Annotated in this window: 12 protein-coding genes; 10 read left to right on the plus strand and 2 right to left on the minus strand. The window is 49.3% G+C overall.

Translation table 11 applies throughout. The annotated features are described in order from the left end of the window. The first annotated feature begins 39 nt into the window (after positions 1 to 39). The 10 genes from WMO23_RS09435 to WMO23_RS09480 all read left to right on the plus strand — a co-directional run bounded on the left by WMO23_RS09435 (position 40) and on the right by WMO23_RS09480 (position 10,025). A complete protein-coding gene (locus tag WMO23_RS09435; RefSeq protein WP_349173855.1) occupies positions 40 to 663 on the plus strand; it encodes a glycoside hydrolase family protein in 624 nt (207 codons plus the stop codon). A gap of 177 nt (positions 664 to 840) precedes the next feature. Continuing rightward, the gene (glf, locus tag WMO23_RS09440; RefSeq protein ID WP_349173857.1) at positions 841 to 1,944 is read left to right on the plus strand and encodes a UDP-galactopyranose mutase; all 1,104 of its coding nucleotides are present in this window, start codon (positions 841 to 843) and stop codon (positions 1,942 to 1,944) included. Then, a complete protein-coding gene (locus tag WMO23_RS09445; RefSeq protein ID WP_349173859.1) occupies positions 1,928 to 2,791 on the plus strand; it encodes a UTP--glucose-1-phosphate uridylyltransferase in 864 nt (287 codons plus the stop codon). The genes glf and WMO23_RS09445 overlap by 17 nt, the downstream gene beginning before the upstream one ends. Positions 2,792 to 2,944: 153 nt before the next feature. Then, a complete protein-coding gene (locus tag WMO23_RS09450; protein WP_292298774.1) occupies positions 2,945 to 3,208 on the plus strand; it encodes an AAA family ATPase in 264 nt (87 codons plus the stop codon). A gap of 336 nt (positions 3,209 to 3,544) precedes the next feature. Further along, positions 3,545 to 4,759, plus strand: a complete 1,215-nt coding sequence (locus WMO23_RS09455; protein ID WP_349173861.1) for a WG repeat-containing protein — start codon at positions 3,545 to 3,547, stop codon at positions 4,757 to 4,759. A 116-nt stretch (positions 4,760 to 4,875) separates the two neighbouring features. Continuing rightward, on the plus strand, positions 4,876 to 5,760 hold the full coding sequence (gene rfbA / locus WMO23_RS09460; RefSeq protein WP_292281590.1) for a glucose-1-phosphate thymidylyltransferase RfbA: 885 nt from the start codon (positions 4,876 to 4,878) through the stop codon (positions 5,758 to 5,760). Positions 5,761 to 5,801: 41 nt separating this feature from the next. Beyond that, a complete protein-coding gene (gene rfbB, locus WMO23_RS09465) occupies positions 5,802 to 6,824 on the plus strand; it encodes a dTDP-glucose 4,6-dehydratase (protein ID WP_349173863.1) in 1,023 nt (340 codons plus the stop codon). A 608-nt stretch (positions 6,825 to 7,432) separates the two neighbouring features. Further along, positions 7,433 to 8,353 (plus strand): dTDP-4-dehydrorhamnose reductase, encoded by a 921-nt coding sequence (gene rfbD, locus WMO23_RS09470; protein WP_292106094.1) that lies wholly within the window; start codon positions 7,433 to 7,435, stop codon positions 8,351 to 8,353. Between the two features lie 130 nt (positions 8,354 to 8,483). Then, on the plus strand, positions 8,484 to 9,092 hold the full coding sequence (gene rfbC / locus WMO23_RS09475) for a dTDP-4-dehydrorhamnose 3,5-epimerase (protein ID WP_020311701.1): 609 nt from the start codon (positions 8,484 to 8,486) through the stop codon (positions 9,090 to 9,092). Between the two features lie 24 nt (positions 9,093 to 9,116). Then, positions 9,117 to 10,025, plus strand: coding sequence for an HAD family hydrolase (locus WMO23_RS09480; RefSeq protein WP_292106098.1), 909 nt, complete (start codon positions 9,117 to 9,119; stop codon positions 10,023 to 10,025). Here the strand turns inward: WMO23_RS09480 and WMO23_RS09485 are convergent. Further along, positions 9,962 to 11,020: a hypothetical protein gene (locus WMO23_RS09485; protein ID WP_020311699.1), complete on the minus strand. Its 1,059-nt coding sequence runs from the start codon at positions 11,018 to 11,020 to the stop codon at positions 9,962 to 9,964. The genes WMO23_RS09480 and WMO23_RS09485 overlap by 64 nt on opposite strands. Before the next feature lie 138 nt (positions 11,021 to 11,158). Further along, complete coding sequence (locus tag WMO23_RS09490) at positions 11,159 to 12,115, minus strand: C-Myc-binding protein (RefSeq protein WP_292106103.1); 957 nt, start codon at positions 12,113 to 12,115, stop codon at positions 11,159 to 11,161. Between the last annotated feature and the right edge of the window lie 178 nt (positions 12,116 to 12,293).

Raw genomic sequence — 12,293 nt, forward strand, 5'->3', positions numbered from 1 at the left:
TATCTTTGTTTACCCCAGTATGGGGCATAAAGTAGATTCATGCAATACCGATTTACACAAACTATTTTACACTCCCTAGAATGTTGGTGGAGATATGTTGATGAAGTCCACAATGTAATTACTATTTTTAGAAGAACCAGTGATGATGGAATACATTGGTCATCCAAAGAACCGATGTATTCATCTAGCGGAAAAGACAAAGTTGATTGGATTAGTCCTGCAATTGTTTATGACCATGGTATATATAAAATTTGGTACGTAAATAATAAAAAAATATGGTATACAGAAGGTAGCGGTCTCAATAACTATTCTACTCCAAAGGAAATTGAAATTGATTATGGTAATGATTTATGCCCTTGGCACCTGGATGTAGAGAAGACTTCTAATGGGTATGAATTAATATATGTTGCTTATCATAATGGGGCAAAAAATCATTACCATATGGGGCTGTATTATAGCATTTCAGAAGATGGAATGAAGTTTACACCTTCTAAAAAAGTACTTTCAGAGCGTAAGGGCAATTATTGGGATAATTCCGGTATTTATCGAAGCTGTTTGCTTTATATTGATGGTGTATATCATATTATTTATACTGGATGGGATAATCATGAAAATGTTGGGCTAGGTCATGTTAGTGGGACGGATATTAATGAGTTGAAATAAAATGTAGTACTTTACAACTTTTACGCTATCACAGTCATTTCCAAAGACAGCTTACACAAGGCTTGAAGTAAGTGTATCGAATTTTTTTGGGTTTTGACCTTAGAACTTAGGCAGTGCACTTAGCATTATGGGGGTTAATAAAATTAAAATTATGAAGTAGATTTAGGAGTGAGGAGGATGTATAATTATTTAATTGTTGGCAGTGGCCTGTTCGGTTCTGTGTTTGCTCACGAAATGACGAAGGCTGGTAAGTCTTGTTTGGTTCTGGAACGGCGTGACCATGTGGGCGGCAATGTGTATTGCGAAGAAAAGGAAGGTATTCGCATTCACAAATATGGAGCTCATATTTTCCATACTTCGAATAAAGCGGTTTGGGATTATGTGAACCAGTTCGTGGAATTCAATAATTATGTCAATTCGCCGGTAGCGAATTATAAAGGTGAATTGTACAACCTGCCTTTTAATATGAATACCTTTACTAAGATGTGGGGTGTCGTCACGCCGAAGCAGGCGGCTGCCAAGATTGCCCAGCAGCGTCAGGAAGCGGGGATTACGGAACCTAAGAATCTGGAAGAACAGGCCATTTCCCTTATTGGTACGGACATCTATACGAAGCTGATCAAAGGGTATACGGAAAAACAGTGGGGACGGAGCTGCACGGAGCTTCCGGCTTTCATCATCAAGCGCCTGCCTGTACGCTATACGTTTGACAATAATTATTTCAATGACCGTTATCAGGGCATTCCCATCGGGGGATATAATGTATTGATCAATGCCTTGCTTGAAGGCATCGAAGTGCGGACTGGCGTCGATTATAATCAGGCTCGCCATGAATATGAAGGGCTGGCAAAGACCGTAGTCTATACCGGTCCTATTGATGAATACTTCGATTATAAACTGGGACGCCTGGAATACCGCGGCCTTCGTTTTGAAACGGAACGGATGGAAGAAGAAAATTATCAAGGCGTAGCTGTCATGAACTATACGGATCGGGAAACGCCCTATACGCGCAGTATCGAACATAAGCATTTTGAATTCGGCGAACAGCCTGTTACTTATGTTACGAAAGAATACCCGGCAGATTGGCATCCTGGCGAAGAAGCCTATTATCCGGTCAACAACGAACGGAATCAGCATTTATATGAACAGTATGCAGCCTTAGCAGCGAAAGAAAAAAACGTTATCTTTGGTGGCCGCTTAGCGGAATACAAGTATTATGATATGGATGATGTCATTGCCAGTGCCCTGGAGATGGTGAAAAAATATGAAGCCCATTCGTAAAGCCGTTATCCCCGCGGCCGGTTATGGGACGCGCTTTTTGCCGGCGACTAAATCAATCCCTAAAGAGATGATTCCCATTGTAGACAAGCCTGTCATCCAGTATGTCGTAGAAGAAGCCATTCAAAGCGGCATCGAAGAAATTTTGATCATAACTGGTCACGGGAAACGGGCTATCGAGGACCATTTCGACACCAATGTAGATTTAGAATACCATCTGCGCCAGCATGGGAAAGTGGCGATGCTGGACATGGTACAGGAAATCTCCAAGATAAATATTCATTACATTCGCCAGAAACATATACGTGGCGTGGGAGATGCTATCCTTTGTGCTGAATCCTTCATCGATAATGAACCCTTTGCCGTACTCCTCGGCGATGATATCATCTATCATGAGCCGGAACCCGCCATACACCAGCTGATGCGAACGTATAATAAATGCGGTGCCACCATGGTGGGATGCCAGACATTGAAGGAAGCGCAGGTCGTCTCGCGGAATATCATTCAAAGTGCCGCTATGGAAGAAGAAGGAGTTTCCCGTTTCCTCGATGCAGAAAAAGCAGTCGGCCTTGAAGCTGATGGCAAATCAGCCATGCTGGGACGCTATATCCTGACACCGGACATCTTTGAAATACTGCGCCGTGTCCAACCTAATAAAAAAGGGAAAATCAAATTATCCGACGCCCTAAAACTCATGGCCAACCGCCAAGCCGTCTACACGTGCGAAATCAAAGGAAAACGCTACGACATCGGCAATAAATTGGATTACCTCAAAGCAACAGTAGAATATGCCTTGCGGCGTCCTGAATTAAAAGATACTTTTCGGACTTATCTAAATCAGTATAGGTAATGCGGTAAAAGCCATGAACTTTCTAGGTTCGTGGCTTTTTCAAATTTCTGGGCATTACGAGAGACCAATGGATATCTTGCTAATTTGCCCTAGATATGATATATTGAATTTAGAATGTTTGTTCGTTTTTATGTTCGGTGAGTGGGTGAGCAGATGATTAAAACACTAAGGATACAGAATTTTAGATGTTTCCAAGATTTATCAGTTAAGGATTTATCTCCTATCACTTTATTTGGAGGACGGAATAATTCTGGTAAATCAGCTATTTTGGAAGCTGTTTTCTTGAATTTTGGCTATCGAAATCCTAATATATTTTTTGCCTTAGCTGCGGGCAGGAATGGTAACGGTAATTTGCAAGCTACGCCAGAACGTATTTGGGATCCTTTATTTTTTGATTTCAACCAAACTAACCTTTAAGCTATTGCCTAATATTCCGCATGTCATTGTTTGAAGAGGGCGTCTACGTTTTTAGATTGAAAGGGGAGCGACATGTACAACCATTTTTCATTGAAACGATTTATTTTAGCAGGTTTTTTATGCACTTCTTTATCCATTTTGGCGGTACAGGCCGCTGAGCCGGCTTCGCTTGCAGAACAGGCGCATCGTGAGGTGCATACGACGACGGTGACGCAGACGGAGTCGCATTCGTCGACGCGTGAGTCGGCGTCTCATTCGGGCTGGAGTGTCAGCCGCCCTTCGTCGCTGGGGGATGTTGTCTTTCCGGCGATGGCCAGGCATTTGCCGCCGCCAGGGATGGAGACGATTTCTTCGCAGGTCAAAGCGGAATGCGATGTCAATTATAAGGACGGTGTCCTGGCTGCGGTCAAGGACGGTACCGATAAGTGGGGCCTGATGGGCACGGATGGAAAATGGCTCATGATTCCGGCGTATAAGTCCCTGTCCTATGCCGGCAAAGGCGTGTTTATGACGGCAGGGAAAAGAGGGACGGCTTATGTCGATAAGCAGGGCGCACCGGTGGTTTGGCCGGAGAAAGAAGCCGCGTCGGTCCATTTCTTCAAGGATCAGGGCCGTTATGGTATTCAGGACAAGAACGGGAACATCGTAGTGGCGCCGATGTATAAGGCTGTGCTGGCTAACTTCAGTGAAGGCCTGGCTTTCGTCAAGGACGATAAGGGAGCGAAAGTGGCCATTGATGAAAGCGGCCGGGTCCAGTTCGCTGCGCCGTATGATGTCATTTTGCCCTATCACCACGGTCTGGCGGAATACCAGCGCAGGGTCAGCCATTTTAACTTGGGCGGTTTCCTCGCCGGTGCGCTGATTGGCTCGTCGACGCATTCCGTCTATTACGATGACGAAGTGACGCCTTTGACCTATGACGGCGTGAAGCGGGGCTATCTCGACCGCGTCGGCAATATTGTCGTCGACAGCAAAAATGATGCCGTTTATCCGATGACGGAATTTGGCACCTTCGTCCGCAATAAAGGGAAATTGGGCTTCGTCAACCGCAAGGGGCAGTACCTGATTGCGCCGGGGAGTTACACTCTCGACGATGGGCTTTTGGATGATGTCGACGGCTTCGTTTCTTTGAAAGATAAAAAGAACGGGAAATGGGGCGTCTTCAGCATGGTCGACGGAGCACAGGTCGTCGATTTTGCCTATGACGGCGTACAGTTCCTGGGGGCACAGCGCCTTTTGCTGACGAAAGGCGATAAAAATATGCTCATCAATCAGGAAACAGGGGCCTTTGTTGCGGAATTCCCGGCCAGTGTGAAATGGATGGCTTTCCTCCTCGACGATTATACCTGGTGCTGGAACGACAAGAAAGAGTATGCCATTGTCGACAGGAACGGTCAGGTCCAGTACCGTGCTGCCGCCGGCCAGATCCAGGACGTCAAAGGCTTCCGCAACGGCCTGACGCCGGTCAAGACAAAGACAGGCTGGGGCATCATGGATCATCAGGGCCAGTGGATCGTGAAGCCGCAGTATAAAGATATTACCATGGTGTAGGGATGGTTCTAAAGTAAGAAAAATGAGCCTGTCGTATAAAGTTATTCATAACTTTGTATGTCAGGTTCTTTTTTGGTATAATTAGGTATTGAATTTTACTGTGAGGAGTGATTTTTTTGAAAGGGATTGTATTAGCTGGGGGCAGCGGGACGCGGTTGTATCCGCTGACAATGGTGACGTCTAAGCAGTTGTTGCCGGTATATGATAAGCCGATGATTTATTATCCTTTGTCGACGTTGATGTTGGCTGGGATTCGGGATATTTTGATTATTTCGACGCCGACGGATTTGCCGAATTTTGAACGGCTCCTGGGGGATGGGTCGCGCTATGGTATCCATCTGAGTTATAAGGTGCAGCCGTCGCCGGATGGATTGGCCCAGGCTTTTATTTTGGGCGAAGAATTCATCAATGGAGAATCTTGCGCCATGATTCTAGGGGACAATATCTTCTACGGTGCAGGCCTAACTAAACATTTGAGAAAAGCCGCTTCTAATACGGAGGGAGCTACAGTATTTGGCTATTACGTCGATGATCCGGAGCGGTTTGGTGTCATTGAATTTGACCAGAATGGCAAGGCAATTTCTATTGAAGAAAAGCCTCAGAATCCAAAGACCAATTATGCTGTTACCGGACTCTATTTTTACGATGAACATGTCTGTGAGTATGCGAAGCAGGTGAAACCTTCTGCTCGTGGGGAATTGGAAATTACTGATTTGAATAAAATCTATTTGGAAAAAGGACAGCTTAACGTCGTTACGTTAGGACGTGGGTATGCTTGGTTAGATACCGGCACGATGGAAAGTCTGAGCGTAGCAGGAGAATTTGTTAGAGCCGTTGAAACTAGAGCAGGGATTCATATAGCTGCATTAGAAGAAATTGCTTACCAGAAGGGCTGGATTGATTTGCTTACGTTGGAAGACAGTGCATCAAAATATGGTAAAAGTCCTTATGGTCAGTATTTGCGCAAGGTAGCTGAAGGGAAAATTTTACCAGATGAGTAATATGTAATTAAAATATTATAAAAATGGGAGTGAACGATAGAATGAATATAATAATAACCGGCGGTGCCGGTTTCATTGGGTCGAATTTTGTGTTTCATATGTTGAAGGAGCATCCGCAGGACCGGGTGATTTGTTTGGATAAGTTGACGTATGCTGGGAATTTGTCTACGTTGGCACCGGTTATGGATCAGGATAATTTCCGTTTTGTCAAGGCCGATATTTGTGACCGCAACGCGGTTTATCGGTTGTTTGAAGAGGAGCATCCTGATGTAATCGTCAATTTTGCGGCGGAATCGCATGTCGACCGGTCTATTGAGAATCCGGCAATTTTCTTGGAAACGAATATCATGGGGACGGCTGTCCTCATGGATGCCTGCCGCAAGTACGGTATCCAGCGGTATCATCAGGTATCGACGGATGAAGTTTATGGCGATTTGCCCTTGGACCGGCCGGATTTGTTCTTTACGGAAACGACGCCGATCCACACGTCCAGTCCGTATAGTTCCTCCAAGGCTTCGGCTGACCTCCTGGTTCTGGCTTATCATCGGACTTATGGCCTGCCGGTGACCATTAGCCGCTGCTCTAATAACTATGGTCCTTATCATTTTCCGGAAAAGCTGATTCCCCTCATGATCATCAATGCCCTGCATGACAAGCCGCTGCCTGTCTATGGGGACGGCCTCAATGTCCGCGACTGGCTCTATGTCGAAGACCATTGCCGGGCCATCGACCTCATCCTCCAGAAGGGCCGTGTCGGCGAAGTTTATAACGTCGGCGGCCACAATGAAATGAGGAATATCGACATCGTCAAATTGATTTGTAAAGAACTGGGCAAACCGGAAAGCCTCATCCACCATGTTACGGACCGTAAAGGCCATGACCGCCGCTACGCCATTGACCCGACGAAAATCCATAAAGAATTGGGCTGGCTGCCGGAAACGAAATTTGCCGACGGCATCAAGAAGACCATCCAGTGGTACTTGGACCACGAAGATTGGTGGCAGCCCATCATTTCCGGGGAATACCAGCAGTATTATCAGAAGATGTATGGGAGTCGAGGCTAGGAGCCTCGACGCAGGCCGCAGTTCGCCGGCCGCAGGCTGTCTCGGACTCAGATGCCGCTACGCGGCGACGGACTCAAAGTGACAACGACGCTTCGGGATACCTTCAGCGCGTAGCGGGCCGCCTTATTAGGACGGCCCCTACGAAATCGCATGCAGGCGATAAAAAAATTATGCGGCTACACCACATCTGTAGGGACCGTCCCAAAGGGCGGCCCGCTGTGAACAGTTAGGAATATTTCCAAACTGTTCATATGGCATGCAGTACGTTATGCATCGCTATTCCGGACGGGCGCCCCGCGTGGCGCCCCTACAAAATCGCATAGAGGCGATGGGAAAAGAACCTCTCAGTCAGCTGTGCTGACAGCTCCCCTTCGCAGGGGCGCCTTTCATCGCAGGTCGCCGCAATCTTGCAGACCATAAGAAATACAAGGCCCCCAATCAGGGCATTTTTACGAGCCGAGGGTTACTCGAGGCGATGGTGTTACTTTGAATTTATTGCCGCGAAGCGGCATCTGAATCCGACGCGGCCTGCGAACGGCGAACTGCGGCCTGCAAATTGAATATGCTATGATAAAAAGGAACATGCATGAAGGGAGAGAACACATCCTATGAAAATATTTGTAACAGGTGTGAATGGCCAGTTGGGTCATGATGTGATGAATGAGCTGGCTTTGCGGGGGCATGTCGGTATCGGCAGTGATTTGGCTCCGGCTTACAGCGGTATGGCTGATGGGACGGCGGTGACGACGGCACCGTATGTGTCTTTGGATATTACCGACGCAGATGCGGTACGGCGTGTCATTTTGGACGTCCAGCCCGATGCGGTCATTCATTGTGCGGCTTGGACGGCTGTCGATATGGCCGAAGATGACGACAAAGTGGCTCAGGTCCGGGCGGTCAATGCCGGTGGGACGCAGCATATTGCCGATGTCTGCAAGGAATTGGACTGTAAGATGCTCTATCTCAGTACGGATTATGTGTTCAACGGGCAGGGGACGGAGCCGTGGCAGCCGGACTGCAAGGATTACCAGCCCCTCAACGTTTATGGCCAGACCAAGCTTGAAGGGGAATTGGCCGTTTCGCAGACGCTGGAAAAATATTTTATCGTCCGCATTGCCTGGGTATTCGGTCAGAACGGCAAGAATTTCGTCAAGACTATGCTCAATGTCGGTAAGACCCACGATACGGTCCGCGTCGTCAATGACCAGATCGGGACACCGACGTATACTTTTGATTTGGCTCGTCTGTTAGTCGATATGATTGAAAGCGATAAATACGGCTATTACCATGCGACTAACGAAGGCGGCTATATTTCCTGGTATGATTTTACCTGTGAAATCTACCGCCAGGCCGGCTATACGGCGAAAGTCATCCCCGTCACGACGGAAGAATACGGCCTGTCGAAAGCCAAACGACCCTTTAATTCCCGCTTGGACAAGAGCAAACTCGTCGCCAACGGATTTCGGCCGCTGCCTGACTGGAAAGATGCCTTGAAGCGGTATTTGGGGAATTTAGTGGCTCGTGGCTAGTGGTTCGTGGCTCGTTGACGAACGACCTACGATGAACGATAAGGGCGGCCTGCGAACGGCGACCTGCGGCCTGCGTTTACTTAAATTATGTTATAATAAAGGAAACATGCATGAAGGGAGATAAATATTAATGGGTCAGATAAAGGTTGAAAAGAATGTGGGCGGTATTGACGGGCTTTGTGTCATTACGCCAACGGTGCATGGCGATGCACGGGGTTATTTTATGGAGACGTATAATCAGAAGGATATGGAGGAAGCGGGGTTCCATATTAATTTTGTTCAGGATAATCAGTCCATGTCGACGAAAGGGGTCTTGCGGGGGCTTCATTTCCAGAAACATTTTCCCCAGTGCAAGCTCGTCCGTGCTGTCCGCGGCAGTGTTTTCGATGTGGCTGTCGATTTGCGCCGTGATTCCAAGACGTATGGCAAATGGTACGGTGTCGAATTGACGGAAGAAAATAAGAAGCAGTTCCTCATTCCCGAAGGCTTTGCCCATGGGTTCCTGGTCCTCAGCGACGTGGCGGAATTCTGCTATAAGGTCAATGATTTCTGGCATCCCAATGATGAAGGCGGCATGGCCTGGAACGACCCGGAAATCGGCATCCAGTGGCCCCAGCTCGTCGGCGAATATCAGGGTTCGCCCAGCGCCGCCGGCTATCACCTCGAAGACGGGACGCCGCTGAATCTGAGCGATAAAGACCAGCAGTGGCTGGGGTTGAAAGATACCTTTTCCTTCTGATTGCCTGAAAGCGGGGTGAGCTTCATGCAGAACATCATTGCTGTGATTTGGGATTTCGACAAGACTTTGATTGACGGGAACATGCAGGACCCGATTTTTGAGGAATATCATATTGATAAGGCGAAATTCTGGCAGCATGTCAATGCCTTGCCGGCGCATTATGCCAAGGAAGGCGTCAAGGTCAATGCCGACACGATTTATCTGAATCAGTTCATCAAGGACGCACAGAATGGGATTTTCAAGGGCCTTAATAATGAAAAGCTGAAGACCTTTGGCCAGAAGCAGAAGTATTATCACGGCGTCCCGGAAATCTTCAAGAATCTTCAGCGCGTCGTCGAAGAGAACCCCAAGTACCGCGAGTACAACATCAAGGTGGAGCATTACATCGTCAGTACGGGCATGTCGGCTATCATCAAAGGGTCGGCCGTCATGCCCTATGTTGAAGCAATCTGGGGCTGTGACCTCATTGAAGGGCTCGATGCAGAAAAACATAAGATCATCAGTGAAGTGGGCTATACCATCGACAATACGACTAAGACAAGGGCTCTTTTTGAAATTAATAAGGGCGTGCCTCAGCATCCGGAAATCGATGTCAATGCCAAGATGTCCGATGCCCTGCGCCGCGTCGCTTTCCCCAATATGATTTATATTGCCGACGGGCCCAGCGATGTGCCGGCCTTTTCGGTAGTCAAAAAATTCGGCGGATCGACCTTTGCCATTTATCCCAAAGGAAACAGCAAGGCCTTCCGCCAGGTCGAACAACTGCGGGAAGATGGCCGCATCGATATGTATGCCGAAGCCGATTACCGTGAGGGTACGACGGCCTACATGTGGCTGACCCACAAAGTCGACGAAATCGCCGAACGCATCTACAAAACAGAAAAAGAAAGCCTGGAAGGCGCCGTCTCGGCTGCTCCCAGACATTTGGTGTGAGGTGTTTGAGGCTTGATGAAAGGCTCTCCTAATAGGAGAGCTGGCCGCCAAAGGCGGTCTGAGAGGTTTCTCTTTAAAGTTAGGGATTTGGATGATTCTTCTAGCAAACAGGTCGGGAAATCGTACATAGGTGGCGGCCGATGGCCGTGGCGTGGCGGTGGTGGCGGGCGATGCCAGCCCCAGTCATTATAAAAAGGGCTGCCCCAACCCCAATTCCAATAGGTATCCATATAAAGCTGGGTCATGTAGGCGTTGTAGGCCATGCGCTGCAGGTCGGCCTGGGTGACGACGGAGATGCGGCGCGATGCCGTTTCTTTGACGTCGCCGACGGTCACGTCTGCCAGGATGTCTACTTGGCCCGTCTTGACGGGGATGATGGTATTGTCTTCTCCGATTTTGGCGACGGACTCATTCAGGCTCTTGGCCGTCAGGCCATTGCCCGGCGTCTGCAGGGCGACGATGCCTTTGCTGCCCAGGGCCAGGTAGCGCGGGTAGATGATGATGCGGCTCTTTTTCATCATTTTTTTAGCGCTGCCATAAATCAAGCCTTCGTGGGGCGTATCCATGCGCCAGACGGCACTCTTGTCTTTGGCGACTAAGTATTCGCCAATCTGTTCCGTCGTTTTGTCGTCATAGGCCCGGACACGGCGGAAGTACTTGTCCGTCAGGTCTTTGTCGACGCGGAAATAATAAGGCCTGGTTGTTGTGTCCAGCCCGGTCCGCTGGGAATCGATGGTCTGGAGCAGCGTCGTCACGTCTTTATAGGTCGAGCCTTTGGTCAGGTAATATTTGTCGATGATTTTACCTGTATGGCCGGCTAACGGATCCGTAGGCACACTGGCTTTTTCTGCTGTTTTTTCAGATCCTGTTTCGGTGGCCTGGGTCTGAACGGCCGCTTCGGCAGGTGCCGTTTTGGCCGTGTCTGCAGCCAGTCCTGTCAACGTCGTACACGTGCAGAACAAGGCGGCCAGGATAGCCTGTTTCCATTTTTTCACGATACCACCTCCTCATGCCTTTACTATAGCGCGCCGCTGCGGCGAGCGTCAATATGCCGTAAAGAATCTTATGGGAAATGCAATTATTTGTTCAATTTTACAAAAATGTTGCAAAATAAAAGTCAGTGGCTCTTAGGCTTACTCGCCCAAGGCGTAGAGGATGTCGGCTGCGGCAGCGTTCAGGTTGTAGCGGCTGGTGTAGCAGACGAGGGTGCCCTGGGAAGCGGCCTGCTGGCAGGCTTTGCGGACCAGGGCGTGGCCTGTATGGTTGGTGTTGATGATGAGTACGTCGGCGCCCTGGAGTTTTTGGACGTCGAAGTGCTTGTTTTCCAGGATCATCCAGTGCGGGAAGCGCGTGCGGACTTTGTCATGCCACAGGGCGCTGCCGCCGGCCAGACAGACGCGGAAGCCTTCCAGGGCCTTTTCCAGGCGCGACGTGTAGTCGTCGGGCAGGGGAAGGGCCCTTTTTTCGACGTCTTCCTGGGGACAGCGCGTTTCCCATTCGCGCAGGGATTGTTCCAGGGTCTGGACGTAGCCATCATAACTTTCCTGCAAGGTCTGGTAATAGGCCTGGGTCTGGGCCAGTTCGTCGCGCAGCCGGGCGGCATCGTCGTCGGCGACGGGCGGCGTGTCGTCATAGACCAGGCGGATGACGCCCAGGCCCAGGGCGATTTGACCGGCCGTGTCCAGGACGCCTGCCAGGCTTAGGGCTTCTGCTGTGCTCGACGGTGTGAGGGGATGGCTCACGGCGATATGGCCGCGGACTTTGTGGCCGCCGATGGCTGTCGGCCGCGGGAACTGTTCCAGCGTTATCGTGGCGATATGACGCTGCTGTGCGGCCTCCGTGCGATACAGTTCGTAGACGGCTTTGCGCGGCGTGAAGGACTGCTGCATCAGCTGACACGTGCCGTCCATGTGGCCCGTCTGGTCTGGGAATTCGGCCGCGCCGTCATCCTGCATCTTTTTCCACAGCCGGGCTGTCGGTACGGCGCGGCCTGCCAGGCAGAGGGCTTCGCCATAAGGCAGGAAGCGTTCTTCGCCGCGGCACGACAGGCCTGCCGCTTCATTGGTATACATAATCTGTGTGATTTTCATGATAATTCTCCTCGTATCTATAACTTATGTCTATTTTGAACCTCTCCCGCTTATAGAAGCGGGAGATTCTTGAGAAGGTTGCTGTTTAAGTTTCCTCCTGCAATCAGGATAGCCTTATTCTCAAAGGGCTGTCCAAAAGCCCCTTACACAGTCCCTCGAAATCGAAGTTCTGCTTACT

The sequence above is a fragment of the Megasphaera intestinihominis genome (genome assembly GCF_040096415.1).
Lineage (GTDB): Bacteria > Bacillota > Negativicutes > Veillonellales > Megasphaeraceae > Megasphaera > Megasphaera intestinihominis.